Origin of the sequence: Clostridium tagluense (genome assembly GCF_003865095.1) — a bacterium.
GTDB lineage: Bacteria > Bacillota > Clostridia > Clostridiales > Clostridiaceae > Clostridium_AD > Clostridium_AD tagluense.
Genome location: NZ_BHYK01000020.1, coordinates 63,811 through 87,744 on the forward strand (window position 1 = coordinate 63,811; position 23,934 = coordinate 87,744).

Consider the following 23,934-nt stretch of genomic DNA (forward strand, 5'->3'; position numbering starts at 1 on the left):
GCATTTATTTAGCATGCTAGATTTATTATCATATTTTTGTTACACCTGCTACAGTAGTTTGATATTTAACTGATGGTACTGGTACCGTATCTAGACACGTAGTGAACAATTTATCTTTGCTACTCATTAAATACTTTTTTCAAGCAGCTTAAAATGTCCATCAAAATTTAATTCTTCCGGTAAAGGATAGCCATCTTCATTATATGCACCAGTAGTCTTTCCTAGTAGACATTCAAACCTATAGATTAAAAACCCATAGTAATGCTGCTTTGCTAAAGTGTATCCTTTATTTAACCAATAGTCATAATCTGTATGCTCAATTTCCTTGAGAAAGCTCGAAAAATAATAGATGCATTCTACATAGTAATATTTGATATGTTTCAAATTTTCTGTTGCTCTCATGTAATACTCTATTGCTTTTTCTTTATCCTTTTCAATGAAGGCATACATTAAGTTCTGCAATCCTAAAGTATAAGGATTTGTCACAACCAAGTTGGTAATGTGATTCCTATCTAACTTTTCTTGTTTTGATTTTAAATAATGGATTTGCATTTTTTCTAGGTGGTTATTGGGATAAATATTATTAATGTAATTAATTAGTTCTTCTTCATTTAAACTACCTCTATTAAATGCTATATCAAAGTCGAAAAAGGTTTTTTCATTATTATGATCGATAATTTTCGTATATTTACCTAATTCAAATACTGCATCATTGTAGTATCTTAGAAATTTCAACTTATTTTCAATCATCCATTTGCAAAATTCAAAAGCATCACCCTCCCAAAAATAAAGTGCAAAAGCATTTGCAATAATTATTCTAAATAGGTTATCCTTATCAAGTACGTTTCTGAATTCAGTAAAGGATATTATTTTCTTTAAATTTCTAAAAGCTGTATCAAAATTTCCTAGATTATAATCTGTCTTGATTTTAATTAGGTTAAATAGTAACTTTCCATCTTGAATAGAATCAAAATAATCATTCAGTTGTGCTAATTCATTTAGTAATTTTTCTGTAGAATAAGTCATACTCTTGTAGGCTGTAAGTGCATTTATATGCTTTAATTTTTCTATTTTAGTTATTTTAAAATTCTCAAATTTATTAATATAAGTAATACTCTTTATAAAATTATTAAACTCATTATCAAATAGTTCACAAGAAAGCCGATAATTGTCGTATGCTATATTGCGTATAATTGATAATAAAAAATAATTATAATTATAGGCTTCTTTAAAAAATAATACCTTGTCATCTTCCACACTTTGATTAAACTGATATTCTGAAAATCTTCGAATTATGGATTGCAATTTAATTTTACCATTGATCAAGTCTACCAAGGATTTATTTCCAAGAGACTTTAAGTCACAATCATTTATTGGAGTAAGTAATGATTTTTTTGAGCAGGTTTTAAAAAACTTCTTGAAATATTCCATGTTGATTCCATCTGGAAACAAAGAAAGCAACTCAAAAGCAAGTTTTTCTTTACTCTGCAATCTTTTATACGAATAATTAATTGATTGATATAGTGATTTTGATCTTTCAATATTTTGATCGCATTCATTAATGTAAATATCATCTTTATATTCACCAAGTGTATTAAAAAAGTCTTCCTCTAGATTCCGCTTTAAAGTTTTCATATCTTTTCCGTTTGGTAAATTTGTAGCAACAATTTTAATGGCGAGGGGATTTTTATTTAGTAAATTTTCTATAATATCAGATTTTAAAATTTTCATTTCATTTTCATTAATAGTTGACTTATAGTAGTTTTGAAATAATTTCACTGCTTCCTCTGTAGTAAAATCACGGAGGTGATAGACCTCCTCAAAACGTGAATCTGGAAATACAATTTCTCTTGTGGTAAGAATTATTATAGCGTAGTCGCTTATGAATTTTACTAGTTCTTTTATGTTTGGGGAATCTTCAACATATAACAAGGTTTCAAAGTTATCTAAAACAATCAAACAATCTTTTTCAAGTTTATTTAACTTTACATGTTCCTTAAAATTAATTATATTATCAACTCCAAAACATTGAGCAATTTTATGCTCAAACTGATTATAATTTTCTATATGCTCCAAATCAATAAAATATATGCCTTGGCTAAAAAAACTTCTTCTTGAAAATTCCTGGACAATCTTTTTAACGATTGTAGTTTTTCCAATTCCACCAGACCCTTTTATAGTAAGGATTTGTCCCGTGAAATGTATATCCATAACCTTTCTTATAATTGCTTCTAGATCTGACTTTCTACCGACAAACTCTGTAAGGTTTTTAATATCAATTGAATCAGGCATAGTTGTTTCCAATTTCATTATGTTTGCCTTACCAGCTGTCAGTTTAATATGTTCTATTTTTTCTAGAACATTGTATTTGCATTCAGAAGTTATGAATTTTTCATCAAACCTTCTAAATAGTTTTATAATAACATCTTTTATATTGCTCTTTTTTTGTTTATAAATAATTATAGGCGTGGTAAGTGTTTCTTCGATTTCTATATTATCATTGGTAAAACAAAATACCGCTTTTAAGTTTTCACAATAAAGATTATCTTCTAAATCTTTTAAACTAACAAAATCACTTTTAAAGTATTCATCCTCCAGGCACAATTTGTTTTTAAAGGTTTCACAAAATAAAATAATATAATCATATCCTTCTAATTCTGATACTTTTTCAAGTGAAAGATGGTAGCAGTCTATGTCTACATCCAATTTATCAAAGTTTTTTGTAATGTCATTTAAATTAAATTTATACGGATTATCAATAGGAGAGGCAAGTAATAAAGCAATTTTGATTTTATATGTTTCTTTACTTACAACATCCAAGTTTTCTTCTTCTATTGTTGCAGTTACTTCTTCCGCAGATGTATCTTTAGGTGGCTTTAACTGAATCATTTCGTCTAATATTTCTTCTAAACCATCTTCCCAATTTTTAATTTTAAGAACTTCGGTACCGTAGCGACTGAAATCTTCTTCAGTTGTAGAGATAATGAAGTGTTTATCCATTAACCCCTCAAATACCATATTCATAGTTTCAAAAATATTACACACATAAGGATCTTGCAAGCTAAAACCTAAAAATACAATAGTACAATCTGTAAGTATCTTCTTTAATTGAAAAAGCACACATTTTTCTTCTTTACCATCATATAAATCCTTATAATTTTCATTAAATAAAATACAGTTATCAACATCTTCAATACTACCATGTAGTTTAAGTAGATATTCAACATTTTTATTTAGTTGTGCTATTTCAAAAGACTGCGTATATACTGTAGGCTTAAAATTTTTATTAAGGTGTGAATTTTCTATTGCAGTATCATAATTAGTAGTTATAATTTTACTTGTTATCTCCCATAATTTTTTATGCCTAATTAATTTTTCATCTTCAATATCAACTAAAAATCTTTTTTTCATAATTTCCAATATTTGTTTTTTATTGCTTTTAACTTTTTCTAGTATTTCAATAGCTGTCATCCGTTTCTTTTTTAATAAAGGAATAAAATCTGTCAAATCAGAATCATCCACTGCTAACTCATTTAGAATTTCAATAACTAATCCATCCCAATTTGGAAATCCTAAAGGCACAGAAGTTCCAGAACCTATAAAAAATACTAAAGTATTATTTTTAATTGCTTTCTTTATTGTACTTGGTAATTCACAAGTCATTTTATCACCTTCCCATTATAAACATAATTATTTTATTTTTACTTTAAAGCGAGGCAAGAAGCCTCTGACCAAGCAGTTTCAAATGCATCTTTAACTTGATTCACTAATTCCTTTGTATGCGCTATAAATAATGTTCTCTTCCCTAACTTCTTATCATCCGTTACTGCTGTTATCGTCTTACCTGTAGCATGATATAGTAATGCTATGGTTTCATTATTCTTTCTCATATTTTCAAGATTGTAAATAGCCTCCGCCTGATGATCCTTAAGTACAAAAGCCTTGCCCTTTTGTCTTGGAAGATATTCTTCTAACCCTTTAAACATAGGTAATTCACCAAGAAAAGTTTGAAGCTCATCCTTTACCATCTCTGGCTTTGTATTTAACTGATTATATACCCATCTATAAATTTTCCGATTTCCATATATAAGACTATTTTGTTTGAGCAAATCATCATAATATTTATCTGGGAATACCTTGGACGGATTATGCCAAGTCTCTCCATCTATTTCTATGGCAATTTTCTGTCCTTCACTTTCTAGAGCAAAATCTATAAATCTACTATTTCCATATATATCAATGAAAGGATGCTGTATTGATAACTACTTTGTGTTTTCTGGCCCAAACACCTCCGAAAATATATCTATAAACAAATCCTCTGCTACACTGCCTAATTTAAAGCTATCTTTTGGTGCCACCCACGTGAAAAGTGGCAAGTTCTTATTCTTAACCATATCTATCTCACTTCATGTTTTTATATTTTTATTTAAAAAAATCTCACTAACCCCATACTATCACATTAATATTGCTAAATTAGGCGAATGCTGTCATATTTAAAATTAAAAAATATAACATCTAAGCAATAAATGCCTATCCGTTATAGTAAATCCCATTATGCTTAAATAATTTCTTCTTTAACATCCTCATATGCAAATAATGCTATATCACATAAATCACTAAAGTCGTCATAAATAATTTGGGATGCTTTTAATAAACTTCCTAGTAAATTTAAATGTGGTATTATAATTCCAATTTCTTACCTACTGAAAAGGACTTTGCCACCTATTACATTAAACAACACAATACCAACGCCTATGCTATAATAAACCTATACTAACACCCAAAGGAGGCCCCATATTAAAATCTACAACAAACTAGTCCGCGACAAAATCCCTGAAATCATCAAAGCCACAGGCAAAAGCTTTGATATTCACTATGCTAAAAAAGAAGACCTATTACCCCTACTAGAATCTAAATTAAATGAAGAAGTATCCGAATACCTAGAAGATAAAAACCTAGAAGAACTTGCTGACGTTATGGAAGTTTTATTTGGCCTTGCAAATGCTCTTGGATATTCAGAGGAAGATTTAATTAACAAGAGAAATACAAAAAAGAAGAAAGAGGTGGCTTTGACAAGGGCATAGTCCTCGAAAAAGTTTACGAATAGACAAAACCCTCCATAGCATTTCTCTATGGAGGGTTAATTTATCCTATTTATTTTTCTAACTTCTCAAGTCTTTCCTTATAAAACCTTCTAGTTCTATAATCTATAATATCTTTAAAATGAGCTACAAATACGTCACTTTCACTAAGTTCACCTAAATCATCATTTAAACAAAAATATGATTTATCCCTATAAAAGAAAGCTTCTGCAGAATTTAAAAATGCCTTTATTGGATTTTCTGCAATTCTTAGATAATCCTTTTTATCAAAGCTCTTATAGTTTTTAGTTGCATCATGTCTCAAAAGATCCACTGCATTAGACGGTTTAGTATAAAATCCCCTAAAGCTTTGGAAAATACATTCTTCATCTATCTTTAAATTTATCTTACCATTATTATAAAAAGCTAAAAGTAATGGCATTTTATAAGTCTTGGTCATTGAAGTTTTTTCAATATTATTTAAGAATTCATAAGCCTTAGTGTTTAAAAATAACTTCTCTGCTTCTAAAAGTTCATTTATTTTATTTAGAAACCCTAAATAATCATTAAAAATATTTAATTCTCCTCTGGATCCTATTACATTGTAAAGATCGTCATCCATATAAGTATACATTTGAAGCCTGCTTGGTCTAGTTTTTAAGTCTTCTTTTATTCTATTAAACTCATCTACTACTAGATCAAATATATTCTTTTGCTGCTCTACCATCTTCTTGAATATATCAATTATTTGAACATCAAAATCTACTATGCAATCCTCTGGATATTCTTCTTCTTGAGGTAATTTACCACCTTTAGCTTTCTTTTCAATATCTTTTAAATCTCCACTTAAAAAGAATGGAATCAAGTGTGCCTTTTTATAATTGCCTATAAAATCTAGAATGTTTACATATTTCTTGTCCTTATACTTTCTTAAACCGCGTCCAAGCTGCTGAAGAAAAATGGTGGGGGATTCTGTGGGTCTTAGGAATAATATCATATCAATTTCAGGAATATCTAATCCTTCATTGAACATGTCCACAGAAAATATAATGTTTAATTCTCCTTTTTTAAGTTTATCTACTGCTTCCCGTCGCTGCATAGAAAACTCAGTTTGTGCACCACTTACTACAGTGCAAGCTTTAATCCCATTTTCATTGAAATATTTACTCATATACTCTGCATGTCTCCTGCTGCTACAGATGAATATCGTTTCATCTCATTATCATCATCAATAATTATAGAATGATTTAAAAATAGATCTTCGAAGATATTTTTAAAATGTGCAAAACCCTCTAAGCTTTTATCCTTATTTAATCTATAATTCCACTCAATTCAAGTAGTTAATACAGACCTCGATATATTAGAAGATCCTATAAAAATATCTCCATCCTTTTCATATTCAAATATATACGACTTAGGATGAAAGGATTTATTGGGTACATTATAAAACCTTAAATCTACTTTTCCCCAGGAGCAACATTTAATTGTTATGACCTAATATTATCCATTCAACTTCCAATCTCTTCTTGCTATTTGAGTTTGATGTGCTGCTACAGTATGCTGATATTCCCTTAACTAACAATTTGCGAAACAAACAAATCATTAATATCTTTATATAATTTCAGAAGATCGCTATCTTTAGCATTTGAATCATAATGGAATTCCTTACCATTACTATATAAACCGCTAAAAACTTCTATATCCAGTTGTTGTGTCCTTAATCTAACAGTAATAATATTTTCTCTTTTTTTTCCATATTTACTTAAAAGTCGTTCGTCTAATTTAAGAACAAATACTTTTGTATCGCCCTCATTACCACGCCATTTGGGGTAAAAAATTTTAGTGCATCTTTCTTGAAAAATCTCGATTATATTTTTAATCAATACCTTTATATTGTTATTATTCATTTTATATTTATTATCTTGAGAAAATACTTCTTTGAAATCTTCAATAATCTTTTGATTGTTTAATCTTTTATCAGTACTCATGTTTTCACTTCACCTTACCTATTAATCAATTTAAAAACCATATATTCGTTATAACAATTTAAATTTATTTAAGCTACTTTCAATTTCCATTTTATATTGTTCAACTAATATAGTAGCTAGTTTTTTCTTAAAACTTCCCCTGATATAAAATTGGTTTTAAATCTAATAATTTATATAAATTTCCATGTGACATAAAAAGATTCCCAATATTATTCAGCCAATCAAACTCCGTTAATCTATATAAATAAAAATACCCTGAATAGTCTTTAGAAAACTCTAATTCATTCTTCGTTACATAAAAGGATTCACTTTGGGTAATTGATGTTTTTACTTCAATAAATTTAGGATTGCCATCCACATTAAAAGATAATATATCAAAACCAAGTCCATCTCCTTTTGTATCAGAAACATGCTCCACTTGCCCAGCTAAATCTGCTCGATTTGCCTTAATCAACTTATTTCTTTCGTATTCAAGTATATATGATTCTCCTAAGAACCCAATCTTAGAGTTGAATTTGGCTTTTTCTATATAATCAATTTTTTTCCGCTCTTATTTCGAAAAAACTCATCCAAATTAAAAGTTTCAATATTCTTTTCCCTTATTGTCATTGGAAGTCCATCTACCCATCCAAAAGCATAATCAATAATTTTTATAATATAAACGGTATCCGATTCCTTGATAATATGCATTTCCGGATGAATATCTTGACTTTCCTTAAACTTGGTAAAATACTTCATCCACATTTGTAACTCATTATTTATAACAGAAGCAAAATCACTGTACCACATAAGCCTTGTCCTATTTATATAGTCGCATTCTATGTATGCCTTAAATTGCATCTCTTTATATTTAAAAACAATAGCTTTCCTTTCTTTTGCTTTGATGGTATCAATATTGAAAAATCCTCTTATTTCTCTAGGAATTCCGGTTCCATGATGAATAAAAACAGATCTATCCATTTTCTTTATAAATGAGCAAGGTGATTGAATAATCCATGAAAAAGCAAGAACAGGAAAAGAATTTGTTAAAATCATGTGTATTAACCTCATTTTCAATAAAATATATTTAACATTCTCTAATATAGAAGAAATTTCTATCCAGCGCTTATAATTTTTTCTAACTTGAACAACGGGCCCATATTACTACAAAGTTACCCTCTTCATCTATATCTCATATAAAAGTTTTTTATCAAAATTGACATCTTTATTTACCCTATAATTCTGATCGATAACAAACTGTCTATACTCTATAGCTAAATCAACAAGTTCTCTAAGCTCCTCATCTCTTACTTCTCCGTCTGGATATACAAGCTTAATCATCCCACTTACCATCTTATTTACAGCATCTGTATCTCTTATGGAACAATCCTTTAAATTAATTCTATTTGTTATATAGTTGTAATTTTTCCTCCTTAACTTATGTATCACTTCACTAAAATAATCTGCTGCAAATCCAAGGTTTTTTGTATATGCACTATTAGGATTTCCTATGCTTTTCAACTCCCAACCAGGTACAACACCTGCAAGCCTATCCAAAAATGCACTATGAGTATTAGTAGTATGTAATAAGTCACCCAGCAAATTCTTTTTATCAAAATAACCAGAAGGTAAATTTCCAACCATCATAATTCCACACTCACTAACCTTTTCTACGCCACCACGATCAAACTTTCCTGAAGCAAGATATTGATATAGCTTATTATTTACGTTATCTTCTAGGCCGGTCCTTTGAACCTTATCAATTTCATCAAAAAGTAAAACATCATACTGAACCAATAGTCCATCCTGCTTTGTAGTAAGATTATAGAATAATTGTGGAGCACTAACCTTACTTCCAGAAATTACTCTAGAATAGGAACTAAGATTTTCATAAGCATATGTCTTTCCTGTTCCTGGGCTACCAAACTCCATCATAAATACATTATTCTCAACCATTGGAATAAGTCTAGAAAGTAATATCAATTTTTCTCTCCTATCATAATTTTGAAAGTTAAGACCTATAGTACTTATCATTACGTTCATCCACTGTTCTGAATCAAAACCACTTCTTGATTCAACAAGCTCATCAACATCTATGTCCGACAGTTGAAACGGTTTAAATTGAGTAAGACAAATATCTTTTGCTACAAAGTCATATGAAACTTCCCCCATTCCCCAAAGTCCATCTATTAGTAATCTTGGATGTTCAGTCAATATATTATCGGAGACCTCTGCATCATTTATTGCAAGACTGGGAATTTCCATTTGAGTTGGTTTTTTATTTCCTTTTCCACTCCCAAGATTTATCTTAACCTTGAATTTATCTATTATCTTGATATTTCCATCTATTCTTAACTCATTACGGAACTTTTCTTTTTCCCTTGATTCAATTCTATGTTTGTGGATATACGCATTGGTTTCTTTTATTCCATCATCGGTTATTTCATCTTCGCAAAAGAATCCAATAAGATACTCAGATACATATCTTGGAAGACCATGTATCTCATTTTTTATAGCTTTTGGTTTATCAACTACTGCACTTCCAAAGTTATCCTTTAAAAGTCTTTCCCAAATTTCCATACTGTCCTCCTATAATAAGCTTCTACTATTTTTAATCTTTTCATTAAATTTGTTAACTTTATTTTCTTTCACAAAAATTTCAATGGGTATTTTCATTTCAACTTTCTCATCTAAAAAATAAAATTCAACCTCAAGTATATCTATAATTTTCTCCTCTGCACGAGAAATTTTTATTGGAAGTTGAATAAGTTTATTTCCGTCAAAATATGGTATGTAATCCTCTATCTCTAAATTAACAAGTTTTATTTTAAACTTAGTAATCTCATTGGTATTTTTAATTAATAACTTTATTTCTGAAATCTTATCTATTTCAATACTATTACTTTTAACCTCTATTTCAATATTACTATACTGTTTTCTTTCCGTAGTAAATACTCCAAAGGGAATCATAACCTCTTCTAAACTAATTCCACCATGATTATATTTACCAGTACTTTTAGGATAAAAATTATTTTTATAAATTAAGTAAAAGTAATTTTCTCTATTTGCTTCAACAACAGGAAGATAATATTTATTCATATTCTCCCTATCAATGCAATTATATACTGAACTTTTATCAAACTTTTCTTTTAAATTGTTATATATAAGTTCGTCAAAATAGCTACCATAAATTTTAACATACCTTCCATGGTTTTCAAGTTGTAAGTTATTATCACTCACATAGTCCTTAAAATCCATTGATTTTAATCCTGATGCATCTAGCTTAATGGCTCCATGATCTGTCATTACAATAACATTTAAATCTTCAGCTTTCAATTTAGAAAAAAGCTTATCTAACTTTACATTAATACTACTACTAATGTAATTCAAATCCAATTCATTAATGTTATGAAAAAAATAATCTAAATCCAAGATCTCATATAAAAATACATCATAATCGTCAAAGCACTCAAATAGTTCACTGCAATTATCTAGTTTCTTAAATTTTCTTTCAAAAAACAGGTTAACTATTCCTTTTAACTGATTACCATGATCTATCTGATTGTACTTTTTCCCATTATATAATATCTTTTTACAATAGCTTGTTACTGTAGGAATAGCACTCAGCAGCACATCCTCCTTTTGGCAAAAATACCCTCTTTTTTCTAATGCAAATTTTATTTCTGTCCAAATATCATATCTCAAACAATCAATAAATAATAACAATGTTTTTTTTCCTACTGATGTATACTTCATATTTTCAGATATTGCATAATCCAACCCTTTTTTACTAACAGAACTATGAAGATTGTTATAGTTCTCTAAATAGAAGCTTTCAAATGTATTTCTCGAATTACTCCATATATTATTTATGCTATTCTTTAAATCCTGTAAATTCACTTGATATTTTTTCTCAATGCTTATGATTTTGTTTTCAAGATTACTTTCGAAAAAAGGCGTATTATATTTTAAATATTCACTCTTGAAAAATTCTTTCCAGTCATCTAACTTCTCAATTTTATCTAGCCTTATGGCGAATACCTTTTCCAAATTGTCTACCAAATAATTAATATCCTCTATCTTATATGCAAATTTTTCTTTATATGATTGTAAGGCTAACTTCACTTCTTCAAAATTTCTAATAAAATTAAATTCTTTCAACAATTTATTCAAGAAAAATTCACTCTCAAATTTTAATTCTCCAGATATTTCATTTAAAAATTTCGTGTTTTTAAACTCCATAAAACTATCTATTTTTTTATGGTTTACCTCTAAAAGTTGATTACATTTCTGTATGTATCCTGATAAATTATCTCTATAACTTTCAAACCCCGACTTTATTTTTTGGTTATCTCTAAATAGTTTATAAGCCCCAGAATAAATACTTCCTACCAATGAATTATAATTATGCTCTTTATATTTGGAGAAAATATGGCACCTAACCATGCTTTCTAATAAATTATCCGGATCATTTTTTAGAAATTCATCTCTTATCAAATCTGAAAATTCATTAAAATAAATATCAAGCATTTTTTTCTTCATTCTTTCCAGCTGAGATTTATTTATATCTCTAGATATATTCAAAATCTCAAATACATTTAAAGTTGATCCAAAATGTTTTGTTAATAGTATGTCTATTGGTTCTTGAATTTCCTTAACATCTTTAACAGAAACCTCGCTAAACTCCTCTATATCTAAAAACAAATTGAAAAAACTGCTTTTTCTTATTACAACTTCTAACTGTCCACCATTGCTTCTGTTTAAAAAGATTTTTTTTCTAGCTAACAGATAAGATGTTAAATCTCCAACTATTATATTTTCAACATCTGAAACGTACTGTTGTGAATAATCCTTGACAATGGTAACCATCTTTCCCCTCCTATACCTTGACTATGTTAATCTCTTTTGACCTATACTCATCTACCAATTTATTGAATTTAGCTTGTATATCCTCTAAAGTAACATAATTTTGTCCTAAAGCTCTTATTTCAGATAATAGTCTACTTTCAAGTTCCTTAATACCAACATTTTTGTGAATTGGTTCTTCGTTCTTATTAATAACTTCAATAAGCTGTGGTTTTACTTTATCTATGTTCTCCTTCAAAAAAATATATTCGTCTCCAGTTTCAAATTCACTTCCTATACTATTGAGTTTTATTACTGTATTCTTATATACTTCATCGAATTTGAAGTTATCTTTGATATTAGAGTTTCCTAGTTCCTTTACATATCTCTCTAAAACCCCTACAACTTGTCTGTCATAATTTCTAAATTTCTCAACCAAAACTTCAATTCCACTCTCTACTTTCTTAATTTCATCACAGCTACAACTTTTGCACTGTGCTATTTTACCTTCTGTTATTAGAAGTGTGCATTTCTCGTAAGATTCTATTTCTTCTAAAAAGCTATTTACAGATGCAATATTAGGGAATTTTATATCTGCTAATAATTTAAGACTTTCAACTCTATTTCGTTGATTGTTAACTAACTTTTCCTTTAACTCGTGATATCTTTCATGATACTCATCGTGTATTATTTTAAATTCATCATTATAATTATTAAGCAGTTTTCCTGCTTTTAGGTCTATACTTTCGTTAATATCAAAATTTAAAAAGTCCTCTTTATATAACTTAAGCTCATGTTCTACAGCAATTAACTCTTCCTTCATCACTGGAAATTTCAATAAATCTTTAATTCTATAACTTAAATTAGTCACTAGCTCATTATTTCTTTCAAACTTAATGATTTCATGGCTAGTGACGTTTTTAAGTTTGTTAATGTAATCACCAAATTCCTCCATATTCATTTCAAAAGTTTGCCTTCTAAATATACTTGGTATATCAACTACAGCACTATAAAAATCAGAAGGTGCGTGTGTTTTGGATGTTACTTCCAATTTATTAACAAATGATTTAAGTTTTCTCGTTTTTACATCTTTTCGAGCCAATCTTTGTTCTTTATCCGTTAGGTTGTTTAAAATAATATTTATCTCTGATCCCAACGTGGTATATATATTAAACTCATTTCTTCCATCCGCTCTAAATTTTTTCGATTTAGAATTTGGTACTATCCTTAGTTCAATTAACTTTGCCCAAACTTCTCCTACTTCCTTTGGTATATCTTCCACAGTATTTCTTGTGATTATATAATCATCTGGGTATTTTGATATTATTTCTAAATTCTTTTTATCAATATTTACTACTTTGGATCCATCTTTACTATAAATACTTATTCTACCCATCTTACTGGAAACTAAAAAGAATAACCCTATCAATGGAAGGGATAACCCATATGGCGAAGATGTAAGCTTATAATGTTTGCTTGCCAAGTCCATTTTGTCTTCAGGCAGCTCAATAATATCCATAATCTGCTTTGATATAGAACTTATAGACTTATCAGGCATCTTAAATTCTAGTGAATAACTATTGACTTTTCCCTTAATTGAAACTAAATCTAGTGGCTTCAACGTATTGAACACATGTTTAGAAACAGAAGATGTTTCCTTTTTTACTATTTCCCCCATTCCTCCATTAATAAATTTATCATGTATTTCATTTAATGGTGCTCTGCTATTAAAGTTTTCTACAGCAATTTCATAAGGAAACTTACTATAGTACTTATATAAAATTTCCCTATACAGACAAATATCCTGTCTTATATCATTTTTTATTTCTCCTCCACCAAAAATAAATGTAAAGTTTCTTAGATTAGCAAACTTTCTTAGGTATTTATTTCTAAGTTTGTCTTCCAACTTTCTTTTTCTCTTTATAAATATTTTTCTTATTTCCTCATTTTGGGATATTTCTTCGTTGTTTTTTTCTAAATAAAGCATAGCTCCATATTCCTTTAATTCTTCAGGTAAAAATACAAGACTATTTGGGATGGCTAAACTTATATTTAAAGATAACTCCTTCATATTTTCTGAATACGTTTCTACAAACTCTTCCCTATTAAACTTTTCATTGAAATTCGGTATCAAGAAAATAATTTTTCCATCTGTTTCTGTTGAAAATATTTTTACAAAATTACTATTTTCCAACTCATTTAAGGAAAATATTTCTCCTTCTAATTTTCTATCTAGAGGAAATAAACCCATATTGTATTTAATATCATAATTTTCTTTAATAAATATCCTGTTTACAGATTTTTTCAAAATTAAATTAAGGATAGTATAGGGATCTATTTTATCCTTTGCATCATTTATTAGTTTGTCTATATTAACTCTGCTATTTGACAAAAAAAACCTATACTTTCCTTCATTTGTAGTTATATTTAAGTACTTACTGTTTATAACAGGGTTTAACTTTTCTCTAATATACTCTTCACTAGGTAGTTGGTATAAGTTCTTTATCTCTTCAGCTGAAAGTTCTACACCTGCTGAAGATTTTGTAAAAGAACTAGCATGTGCAATAGTAAGTGCCTTTAGAAAATCTACCAAATCATCGTCACTTTTTAGAGAGTTATAGTTTTGGTAATAAACACTTATTATTTCTGAATGCTTAGATTCGATAGCATTTTCAAAGTAATCAAATAAATCGGAAATTGTAATAAGATTCAATTTCCCATTTTCTTCAATTTCTTTCCCGAAATATTTTTCCCTTACTACCTCTTTTAAAAAACCAAATGAAGTACGTACTTTTTGAGAATATAACTGTGATATAGGCTCTAAATATTCTACGGTAGCTGGATGTAGTGGATAGAAATCATAAAAATCCTTGCTATACTTATCTTTAAGAGTATTAATATATTCGCTATGTTTTACTCTGTATTCAGCAAAGGTGCTTCTATCAAGCTCTATCGTATTTTTTAATAGCTCTTCGCCTTGGTCAAAAGCCAGAATATGGCTATCAAATCTACCAAATACCTTGTCTAATTCATCCTTATTTGAGTTTCCACTACTTCCAATCATTTCTTTTAGATCTTTATGTGTTGATGTAATAAATGCTACTCTAATTCCTTGACTCTCTCTGTATCCTTTAGCTGAAAGTTGTGCCAGGGTTTGAATATATCCTAGATCTTTGTTTATTCTTCCACTCTCCATAGATGCTGTAAGGTATGCGGAAAACTCGTCAAAAATCACAATAAGCTCATCATATCCATTGTTTTTTAATATGATATTAACGTCCTTTATAAAGCTATCTAAGCTATCTATTTCTACCTTTGGTGTAAATCCTAATGCCTCTTTTATCACACCTTCCATCTGTACAATGGCATCCTTTCTATAGTGATATAGCCCCGCTATAATATCCTCAATATCATACTCCTTGCTTTTTAGTACTTCGTCCATAGTAATTTTATGCTGCTCATATACTTTTTCAAGCATCTCTCTCATTTTTATATATACAGTCTGAATTGGTACGTCCCCAAATTCATATTCTAAAGCTGAAATAATACGCTCTTGAATTACATCCTTAAATTCCTTTTCATTCTCTGCCTCACCATTTATACGAACAACAAAATATTTCTTATTTTCTCTTATGAATTTTAATTGAAATTGCAACTCTGGAAATTTGCTAAATCTATTGATAATAGCCTCTGCAAGATATGGATTTTTCATTTCCAATATTACGCTAAGCATCAATAAAAAATATGACTTTCCCGTACCATATTGTCCCGAAATAATATGTGATCTTTTCGTTGCTACCGAATCTACATCTCCGCTTTTTAGTTCACGCCTATTATCACTTCTAACAAAATTTAGACTCTCTAGCATATCGGTAAATACTTCTGCCAATTGCTCCGTCATAATATAGTTTGAAAGTAGTCTTTCCTGCTCATTTATATTTCCCGCCCAACTTAAATCTACTACTGGATCAAATTCCTTTAGGCTAACTATATCTCTAATCTTCATATTAATCACCCCACTTAATTGTATTTTTTTGAGGAAAGTCAGCTTTTTTTAGACATTTTTCCATTTTCATGATTCTAATATTGGAAAATATAAATAATACCTCTTTTGTAAAGCTTTGATTTATCATACTTACAAAGAATTGCTTTAAATGATTCCCTTCACCATCTAAGCTATATAATATATTTTGTATAATCTGCAAATTATCAATAACTAATATTTTGTCTGATTTACTGGATAACTGTTTTATATACTTAAAAAAATCTCCTGTATCGAATATTTTTATAGTCATTTTTGTTTCTCGAAAGAAATCACTTGCCCTATCTTCAAAATCGACATATTCAAAATTTTTACATTTTTTTATATATTCTATTTCACTACTATCAAGTTCGCCAATTGCTACATGTGAATTTACCCTAGAGTACACTTCTTTATTTACTATCTCATTTAAGTGTTTTTTTATATCCATAATTACCCACACGCCTCTTTTATTATCATATCTAAAATATCCTCTTTACTTATACTAGGATTTATTCTGATTTGGTTTAATCCTGCTATACTTTCAATTGTTATTAACTTTTTCGACTGAATTTCCTCAAGGGTTTCCCTTACTGCTTCCTCATCCATCAAAAACATTCTTCCCAAATTATATTTTTCATTTACTATCTTGTCGATTCCAATAGCTGTTTGCCCCTCTTTCCACATATCATAAATTATATATGCAGCTATCAATGGCTCTACCCAGTAAGAATGCACTTCAAAATATATATCTTTTCCTTTGCTTTCAATCACTTCAAGAATTCCTATCTTACCAAATCCAGTTTCTGCATCTGCAATAGTTGAGATTGCTGCAGTAATGCATTCTTTATATTCCTCATTTAAATCTATTTTCAGCATCTCTTGTTTTATTTCTTGATTAGTTATTGTATTTGAGTAATCCGACATAACTCTATTTAAAATATCATTAACTAATTCAGAAAAATAAAAATTCCCATCATTTTTTTCTAAGTTAGGATTTCTGAGTAAATGATATAACATCAAGGGTTCTACATAGTCCTCTGCTTCCGTTATTTTTAAATATGTTTTTCCAAGTTTGGTTAATGATATTTTTTGATTTTCTATTGTAATTGCATTAATATATTTTAACCAGTCAATAAAAGCAATTACTCTATTTTCTCCCGCTCCAGTATTATTTTTCAGTTCATCTTTATTTTCACTACCATTGTCTATTTCAGAAATTAGTTTTATACAGTAGGGAATTTCAAACTTGAATTTTTGTTTTGAATGCATATTATCACCCTTTCTATACTTTGCATTTTTAATCGTGGTATTTATTAATTCATAATAATTTCTCCCTAGTCTATTCATTCCTAATTCATTATCTAGTATTGCACTATTTTTTGTACTCTCTATATCCCCAGTAAAATTTTAGCCAATATCTTTTTCTTTTCGATTTCTGACACACTTGTCCCCATGTTTTTCAATGTTGATTCTAGTTTAGATTGTAACATCTTACCTAACACTGTTTCATTTCCCGACATATGAAATACTCGTTCTTCTCCATCCACTATTATTTTTAAAAGGCCTTCTTTGCCTGTATTAGTTTGATTTGAAAAAGAATTAAACTCTTTTTGTAATAATTCCTTATATTCACTAATATCTTTTTCGTTTCTCCAATTCTCATAGTTGTACCCTTTTAGTCTTTGTGTAAGTAACGATAGTATTTCTGTTTCTTCTTTGTCCTCTACTGTAATCAGCAAATCAATAATATCATTATTCGTATCACCTTTTTTTAATTCCACAATGACTTTTTTTAGTGAAGATCCTTTGTATCCCAACGCTTCTACAGTTTCCTCGGCTAATAGATTTATAAATTCTTTTTTACTACTTTCAAAGTTAGTTATATCGTTATATAATTCTTGGCATATTTGTTTGTAATCTTTTGTCTTGTATGCTCCTGGAATATCTTTAAGTAAGAATTCTCGTCCACTATTTATACTAAATATACCTCTTAAAATTTTATCCAGCCCTTTATAATTTTTAAGATATATTCCTGTCATAAACCTTGGAAGTGATAATATGTAATTCTTTATCCCCCCCAAAACTCTGTTATATATTTTTTCATCCTTATTTGAAATGAATGGTTCAAATATATTTTCTAATTCTTTCATATAACTTACTTCTGCGTCTGATATTGGATAATATGCAATATCAAATTTCTCAGGAGTTTTTTCAATTAAATCCAGTAATGATAATTCTATATTCAATTCATTTTTTGTTCCCGAGGATGTTATTGAGATTTCTTCATAATTATCAACAATTACTATTCCTAATATAAAAGTAAATATCCCTTTTCTTATTCCATATGCTCCCTTATTGCTACAGTAACTTTCATATAAATCTTTTAACGATATTTTTTGTTTTTTTATTTTATTTACTATTTCATTTACCAATTTGGCATAAGTTGATTTTTCAATTGATAACTTTTCATCAACATATAAATTCTGATTCTTTATTAGAATTCTAGCTACCGAACTTTCTGCTTTTGTGTCATTAAAATATTCTTCGCCTAAACATTCTTTATTCAGGATTTTTTTTAATATATCTAATCTTGCTTTTTTCATTGGAAAAGATAGATTATGTTTATTTATTAATTCATAATTTACTGGAAAGTATTTAGAATACTTTTTAGCCAAATAAGAATCAGTAGTTTCAAGCAAATTTATTGTCTCTCCAAAATATTCTTTTATTTTTTTGGATAAAATAACTTTTATCTCTTTTTTGTATGATTGTATTTCTTGTTTTAGTATCCCATCTTTACTATAGTTTTCATCTATAGTAATCATTCTATCTATAGCTTCTAATTCTCGTAGGTTACCCATAATATCTAAATGTTTACCATTTTTATTAAAAATAACAATAAAATTTTCCGCCTTTAATTTATCTACAATTTCTAAATAATCTTTATTGTCTTCTATATTTGTAACATAAATTATCTTTCCATCTTCATAGATATTCTCTATTTTCGACAATCTACTTACATCTGATGCATCTAAATAATATTGTCCAAAATATCTATTTATTTTATTTTTATCATTATATTTTAGTGGATAATATACTTCTTTTTTTAAATTACTTTCCAATGTTTCTATTGGGTTAAAGTTGCTTAAGTTTTTTTCTATATAATCTAATACCTCTTTATCCACATTTACATCTATATCTTCGACTATTTTGTAATGATTAGAATGTCTGCGATAACTTATCAAATTTTTTTCTTTTAATTGTTCCTCAATTTCCGAAATATCTGATTTACCCATAACATATCTCAAAACTGCTGGTGTAGGTTCTATATCTGCAAATTTATTATAAATATATATAATTGCAATAGATTTAATAAACCTTATTTTTTCTTTCTCTTCATCTTTTAGTCTTGACAACATATTTTTACTATGAATATATATCTTGTATTCATTACTATCATGAGCTAACAATCTTAAATTTTCCTCGAAATAGTCGTATATTTCAGCTAAGGATACAAAATGTTCATTTCGATTTTTTAAACTATTCTCCTCATCTCCACATATAAATGCAAATAATGTTCTTTCATTTTGTGCTAGCTTTTGTGATAAATCCGGCAATATATTTACTGTAATATAATCCATTGGATAAAACTTTTCAGTTATATTAGAAGCTGTATCATTTGTAATTTTTAATTTTCCCAATAATTCTTCTTTCGTTTCAAATTCTCCTATATTATTATGTCTGTATTCTAAATAATTCTCCTTCTGCAAAATATTTTCTAATATTTCCAATATATTTACTTTTTCATATATTAAGTGCTCTTTTAAAAACCTCCCACTTACTTTTTCCCATTCATCTATTTCTGATCTGTTATCTAGCTTTATTCCATATTGGAATATGTCTTTGTGCGTTATAAGTATAACTGTTGATCCATTTTCTTCATTGCAATATTCAGCCATATCCTGTATTTCTTTTACATCAATTTTATTTATATTTGTTTCTAAGTACCTTCCAAACTCATCAAATAAGTATATTACACCATCATACCCTATTTTTTTTACTGACATTTCTACTTCACTTAATAGCTCTTTTATCTTTATTACCTTTTCTAGTGGAGCAAATTTTTCTCCTGAAAATAATTGACTATATATTGTTGAAAATATTTTTATAGCATCATTCTCTCTTTTGTGTAATGATGTAAAAAAACGTTCTTTTCCGATTCGTTTTTCTATCTTCGTTATAAATGATTGATAGGTTTCCGGATATTCTGTTTTCCAAGACATTAACTTTTTCTCTATTATTTCATAATGAGTAGATAGATTTAAGTTTACCTTTGCTCTTTTAGCACTTTGGTTTATTCCTAAAAGCAATCCTTTTGAAAATTCGCTCACATTCTCTTCAAAAAAAACAATGAAATACTTTTTATTGAGGAACCTTTGCAAAATTTCATTTATATCATATATTTTATCTGCTCTTTTTAAAAAATTAGTATAATTTTTAATACTAAAATCATTATCTAAAATATTCATTAATACTGATGTAAAGTATGATTTCCCAGTACCATATGCTCCTGAAAGTATAATTGATCCACCATCGTCTTTATGTATCATAGTCAAAAATTTCTCTAACAGTTTAAGATTACGAAACGTTGGATAATATGAGTTTATAATTTGAGGATTCGTATAATCATTTTTTACGTTTATAGAATAATTATTGTCATCTGTTATTTTTACTATATCATTCATCTTCTAGTACTCACTTTCTAATATTTTCTCAACTATTTCAGTTTCTGAAAGTTTTTTGATAATGTGGATATTTTGTAGTCCTGCCGATCTATCTAAGGATATTATGTCGTTATATTCTAATTTTGATATAAGCTTTTCATAATCATTAAATCTCATTTTTATTATTGAATTAAAATGAGTGTAAGATTCATTGACTGCTATCATCTTTGTTTCTCTTTTTTCTAATTTTCTTGTTAACAAGTACAGCACTAGGTATTCTGTAATCTCTGAATGTTTTATATTTCTAAAATAATATTTTCCGTCAATATTCTTTGCTAAATATTCTAGCTTTGTGAATGGTGAATACAAGTTTTCCTCCGGATCTAAATTTCCATTAACTTCTTTATAATAGGTTCTTATAAAAACAGATAGGCTATCTTTTGCACTTCTATTTGTAATTTCTATTCCATTTTCCTTACAATAAATAACCAATAGTTGCATTGCTGATTCGTTTGTAAATGCGCTTATTTTATTGTTTTTAATAAATACTTCCCAAAGCACTGCTTTTTCTTCTTCATTTTCTCTATCCATTATATAACTATGTAATAACCATAAGCTGTTTTTATTTTCAAAATAAGGATTTTTTTCAATAATAAGTTCTATATTTCTTTTCAAATGGTATTGCTTGTCTTGTTTTTTTAATATATCTAACAATGTCATCCAGTATCTCAAGGATTGAACCATTACACTACCTATCCCTAGTTCATCAATAGCATTTATATTGCTCTTTGCAAATATATTATCTGAAGAGTTCTTTTTTACATATTCTACGCCCTTCTTTATCCATCCAATTCTTATATAAAAGGAACTATGCCCTACTAATATATTATCCATTTTTATAGTCTACTCCTTGATTTTTATTTTTAAAGTGGATGTTATTAAACAGCCTGAATCGAATCTATTCACACAATTTAAACAATGCACACATTTATTTTCATCAATAAGATATTTTCCATTTACTACACTCAATGCGCCAAAGTTGCATGTTGAGTTACAAGCTTGACAATATATACAAACATTAAATTTATTTAATTGTCTTATTATTTTCCCATATAGATATCTATCTTTTAAATCAATTATCGTAACCCTTATATCTCTTTCCCCATTTTTAAATATTATTTTAATAGCAGGATTACCACATTTGTCAATCACAAACATTTCTTGTGATTTAGCTTGATTTCTAAAAGATAACTTACCAAAAGGTTTAAATAGCGTTGTAAATTCATCATCAACAGGTCTATTTAGTGATATGCTATATGTATTCTTTTCATTTATGCATTCTTTCTTATTTATTACAGTACGTTTACTTTTTTCTATTCCATCTCCACCTTGCCTTGCTTTCCATTTGTTATTTTCAACATAATATTCTACTTCTTTAACTAAATCATCTTCGCTAATATCAATTCTATTAATTTGATAATAATTTTTAACAATCTTTTCTGAAAAATTATATATAAATTCTTCCCAATCCTTAGCATCAAATTTAATAGTATTGCAACAGGATTTACTCACATGAATTTTTGCTAAAAATTGAGATAAATCCGAATTATTAGGACACATCCAACAGCCAACCCTTGGAAATCCCTGCCTATAACTAAAATTAAACTCTATATTTTCTGATAAGATATATAGCCAAACATCTAAATCTAACCAATCTATTATTGGCGAATTTACTATTCCACCATGTATTTTAGGAGTTTTACTCACTTTTAAATACTTACCTCTTGATGCTGATTCTTTTCTTCGAATTCCATAAAATGTTAAGAAATCCTCATCAAAATTTGTAAGTGTAGTACCCATTGGACCTGTTTTAAATATAGAACAACACCATGATTTGACCCTACTTGGTGGACCTATTTCTTTACACATTTCCAAGAAATCATTTTCATCATTTCTTTCTTCGAAAAATGGCGTTGCTGGATTTTTTTCTTTAAATTCTTCTATATATTTATATGTTAGTGGCAATTCTAGCGTGGTATCTCCAAATAAATGGAGTACACTTTTGTTATTTGTTGCTTTTGTGACCATGTGTGATACTACTGTTGAGTCTTTTCCGCCACTAAAAGAAACCATAGGTACTCTGCTTTTATATTTTTCTATTATTTCGTCTATAAATGGGTAAGAACCAATGTAGTAACCTTCAATATCTCGGTCTTTACTTTCTAGTAGATAATGCATATGTTCTCTATTTTCCTCTACAAAGCTTTTAAATATTTGAGTTTCCATTTTTATCATTTCTTCTGTTTTATCAAAATCTAGTACCTTTTTTCTAAAACTATCTATATTTTTAATTTCCTTAATAGCCTTTACTATACTTTTTTTTACTGGTTTCCCATCTATATAGTACTTTCCTTGTTTACTACACCATGCTGATTTACAGTATATACTTTCATCTAGCTCAAATATATTTTTTATTAGATGTTTTTCTTCTAAAAATACAGGTCTCAAATCCATTGCTAGATAGGTTAGCTCTTTATCTTTTACCAATACCGTATCTTTGTCTTCGTTGATTATTATCGGTACATTTTTCGTTTTGTTCCAATATATTTTATAGTTATCTAATTGCATAACTTATCTCCATCCACAATATACTTAACCTTTATTCCTTTTTCTTCTATGTCTTCGATTGTTTCAAAAAAATCTTGCACTTCTTTTTCTAGATTGTAATCTATACTTTCAACCCAACTTGAATTTATGTATCCATACTCCATTCCAAACTCTATAACTTTACTATATGTCCATTTTATTTCATTTTTTTCTCCCTCTATTTCATCTCTTTTTTTTATTATGTTTTTCCCTGCCTCATCTTTATCTTCCATCATTGTATTATCATTATTTTCAAATTCATTGGATGAGTAAAGACTTAATCTTCCTTTTCCATAATGTTCTTTATTTTTATAAAATTTAACCATATCTAATATTTTTGCCATTTGATCTTCATTTATTGAAACAAAATATTGGAATTCTATCTGTGATTTCAATAAGCACGTGTCAATCCCGTCCACAAATGATAAAAAATCATTTTTACCCACAAAAATCCCATCTACTATTTCTAATATTGTAGCTCTTTCTTTTAGAATACTACTTACATCTTCAAGATTAGCATCTTGGTTATATTCGCTATATATATAATTCATTATTTTCTTAGTTGTTATGGTTCCCATCTTACCCAAATATTCATCTATTGCTTTATCTAAATAATATTGTAATTCCATAAATACTCCTGCCTAATA

The 23,934-nt window shown here is 28.2% G+C and carries 16 protein-coding genes and 1 pseudogene; 1 reads left to right on the plus strand and 16 read right to left on the minus strand.

Annotated elements, in window-relative coordinates; translation table 11 throughout:
* Positions 1–126 precede the first annotated feature (126 nt).
* The 3 genes from Ctaglu_RS16440 to Ctaglu_RS26245 all read right to left on the minus strand — a co-directional run bounded on the left by Ctaglu_RS16440 (position 127) and on the right by Ctaglu_RS26245 (position 4,394).
* Positions 127–3,663, minus strand: a complete 3,537-nt coding sequence (locus Ctaglu_RS16440) for an SIR2 family protein (RefSeq protein WP_125003645.1) — start codon at positions 3,661–3,663, stop codon at positions 127–129.
* Positions 3,664–3,701: 38 nt separating this feature from the next.
* Positions 3,702–3,986 carry a DEAD/DEAH box helicase family protein gene (locus Ctaglu_RS25975; RefSeq protein WP_233439830.1) on the minus strand — a complete coding sequence of 95 codons (285 nt, stop codon included), beginning with the start codon at positions 3,984–3,986 and terminating at the stop codon, positions 3,702–3,704.
* 276 nt (positions 3,987–4,262) lie between these two features.
* Complete coding sequence (locus tag Ctaglu_RS26245) at positions 4,263–4,394, minus strand: hypothetical protein (protein ID WP_267901293.1); 132 nt, start codon at positions 4,392–4,394, stop codon at positions 4,263–4,265.
* A gap of 402 nt (positions 4,395–4,796) precedes the next feature.
* Between Ctaglu_RS26245 and Ctaglu_RS25980 the strand changes: the two are divergent.
* A pseudogene (locus tag Ctaglu_RS25980) lies at positions 4,797–5,107 on the plus strand (phosphoribosyl-ATP pyrophosphohydrolase).
* A gap of 47 nt (positions 5,108–5,154) precedes the next feature.
* Here Ctaglu_RS25980 and Ctaglu_RS16455 read toward each other — a convergent pair.
* The 13 genes from Ctaglu_RS16455 to Ctaglu_RS16515 all read right to left on the minus strand — a co-directional run bounded on the left by Ctaglu_RS16455 (position 5,155) and on the right by Ctaglu_RS16515 (position 23,916).
* Positions 5,155–6,252 (minus strand): helicase-related protein, encoded by a 1,098-nt coding sequence (locus tag Ctaglu_RS16455; protein ID WP_233439831.1) that lies wholly within the window; start codon positions 6,250–6,252, stop codon positions 5,155–5,157.
* A gap of 400 nt (positions 6,253–6,652) precedes the next feature.
* Positions 6,653–7,069 (minus strand): hypothetical protein, encoded by a 417-nt coding sequence (locus Ctaglu_RS16460; RefSeq protein ID WP_125003647.1) that lies wholly within the window; start codon positions 7,067–7,069, stop codon positions 6,653–6,655.
* 127 nt (positions 7,070–7,196) lie between these two features.
* Positions 7,197–7,607 (minus strand): protein NO VEIN domain-containing protein, encoded by a 411-nt coding sequence (locus Ctaglu_RS16465; protein WP_125003649.1) that lies wholly within the window; start codon positions 7,605–7,607, stop codon positions 7,197–7,199.
* Positions 7,595–8,104: a hypothetical protein gene (locus tag Ctaglu_RS16470; protein ID WP_125003651.1), complete on the minus strand. Its 510-nt coding sequence runs from the start codon at positions 8,102–8,104 to the stop codon at positions 7,595–7,597. The genes Ctaglu_RS16465 and Ctaglu_RS16470 overlap by 13 nt, the downstream gene beginning before the upstream one ends.
* A gap of 129 nt (positions 8,105–8,233) precedes the next feature.
* Positions 8,234–9,628: a BREX system Lon protease-like protein BrxL gene (gene brxL, locus Ctaglu_RS16475; protein WP_125003653.1), complete on the minus strand. Its 1,395-nt coding sequence runs from the start codon at positions 9,626–9,628 to the stop codon at positions 8,234–8,236.
* A 9-nt stretch (positions 9,629–9,637) separates the two neighbouring features.
* On the minus strand, positions 9,638–11,917 hold the full coding sequence (locus Ctaglu_RS16480) for an alkaline phosphatase family protein (RefSeq protein ID WP_125003655.1): 2,280 nt from the start codon (positions 11,915–11,917) through the stop codon (positions 9,638–9,640).
* Positions 11,918–11,927: 10 nt separating this feature from the next.
* Positions 11,928–15,899, minus strand: coding sequence for a DUF6079 family protein (locus Ctaglu_RS16485; RefSeq protein ID WP_125003657.1), 3,972 nt, complete (start codon positions 15,897–15,899; stop codon positions 11,928–11,930).
* Position 15,900: 1 nt separating this feature from the next.
* On the minus strand, positions 15,901–16,365 hold the full coding sequence (locus Ctaglu_RS16490; RefSeq protein WP_125003659.1) for a hypothetical protein: 465 nt from the start codon (positions 16,363–16,365) through the stop codon (positions 15,901–15,903).
* A gap of 2 nt (positions 16,366–16,367) precedes the next feature.
* Positions 16,368–17,186 (minus strand): DUF4007 family protein, encoded by an 819-nt coding sequence (locus Ctaglu_RS16495; RefSeq protein ID WP_207669488.1) that lies wholly within the window; start codon positions 17,184–17,186, stop codon positions 16,368–16,370.
* Positions 17,187–17,305: 119 nt separating this feature from the next.
* Positions 17,306–20,662 (minus strand): hypothetical protein, encoded by a 3,357-nt coding sequence (locus Ctaglu_RS16500; RefSeq protein ID WP_125003663.1) that lies wholly within the window; start codon positions 20,660–20,662, stop codon positions 17,306–17,308.
* A gap of 3 nt (positions 20,663–20,665) precedes the next feature.
* Entirely contained in the window at positions 20,666–21,535 is an 870-nt protein-coding gene (locus Ctaglu_RS16505; RefSeq protein ID WP_125003665.1) for a DUF4007 family protein, read from the minus strand.
* Between the two features lie 9 nt (positions 21,536–21,544).
* Positions 21,545–23,269 (minus strand): phosphoadenosine phosphosulfate reductase domain-containing protein, encoded by a 1,725-nt coding sequence (locus Ctaglu_RS16510; RefSeq protein ID WP_125003667.1) that lies wholly within the window; start codon positions 23,267–23,269, stop codon positions 21,545–21,547.
* Positions 23,260–23,916 carry a hypothetical protein gene (locus tag Ctaglu_RS16515; RefSeq protein ID WP_125003669.1) on the minus strand — a complete coding sequence of 219 codons (657 nt, stop codon included), beginning with the start codon at positions 23,914–23,916 and terminating at the stop codon, positions 23,260–23,262. Before Ctaglu_RS16515 ends, Ctaglu_RS16510 begins: the two co-directional genes overlap by 10 nt.
* Between the last annotated feature and the right edge of the window lie 18 nt (positions 23,917–23,934).

Excerpts from the sequence above, each read along its gene's own strand:
- Ctaglu_RS16440 (WP_125003645.1), bottom strand. The coding sequence starts at position 3,663 with ATGACTTGTGAATTACCAAGTACAATAAAGAAAGCAATTAAAAATAAT.
- Ctaglu_RS25975 (WP_233439830.1), bottom strand. The coding sequence starts at position 3,986 with ATGTTTAAAGGGTTAGAAGAATATCTTCCAAGACAAAAGGGCAAGGCT.
- Ctaglu_RS26245 (WP_267901293.1), bottom strand. The coding sequence starts at position 4,394 with ATGGTTAAGAATAAGAACTTGCCACTTTTCACGTGGGTGGCACCAAAA.
- Ctaglu_RS16455 (WP_233439831.1), bottom strand. The coding sequence starts at position 6,252 with ATGAGTAAATATTTCAATGAAAATGGGATTAAAGCTTGCACTGTAGTA.
- Ctaglu_RS16460 (WP_125003647.1), bottom strand. The coding sequence starts at position 7,069 with ATGAGTACTGATAAAAGATTAAACAATCAAAAGATTATTGAAGATTTC.
- Ctaglu_RS16470 (WP_125003651.1), bottom strand. The coding sequence starts at position 8,104 with ATGATTTTAACAAATTCTTTTCCTGTTCTTGCTTTTTCATGGATTATT.
- brxL (WP_125003653.1), bottom strand. The coding sequence starts at position 9,628 with ATGGAAATTTGGGAAAGACTTTTAAAGGATAACTTTGGAAGTGCAGTA.
- Ctaglu_RS16480 (WP_125003655.1), bottom strand. The coding sequence starts at position 11,917 with ATGGTTACCATTGTCAAGGATTATTCACAACAGTACGTTTCAGATGTT.
- Ctaglu_RS16485 (WP_125003657.1), bottom strand. The coding sequence starts at position 15,899 with ATGAAGATTAGAGATATAGTTAGCCTAAAGGAATTTGATCCAGTAGTA.
- Ctaglu_RS16490 (WP_125003659.1), bottom strand. The coding sequence starts at position 16,365 with ATGGATATAAAAAAACACTTAAATGAGATAGTAAATAAAGAAGTGTAC.
- Ctaglu_RS16495 (WP_207669488.1), bottom strand. The coding sequence starts at position 17,186 with ATGCATTCAAAACAAAAATTCAAGTTTGAAATTCCCTACTGTATAAAA.
- Ctaglu_RS16500 (WP_125003663.1), bottom strand. The coding sequence starts at position 20,662 with ATGAATGATATAGTAAAAATAACAGATGACAATAATTATTCTATAAAC.
- Ctaglu_RS16505 (WP_125003665.1), bottom strand. The coding sequence starts at position 21,535 with ATGGATAATATATTAGTAGGGCATAGTTCCTTTTATATAAGAATTGGA.
- Ctaglu_RS16510 (WP_125003667.1), bottom strand. The coding sequence starts at position 23,269 with ATGCAATTAGATAACTATAAAATATATTGGAACAAAACGAAAAATGTA.
- Ctaglu_RS16515 (WP_125003669.1), bottom strand. The coding sequence starts at position 23,916 with ATGGAATTACAATATTATTTAGATAAAGCAATAGATGAATATTTGGGT.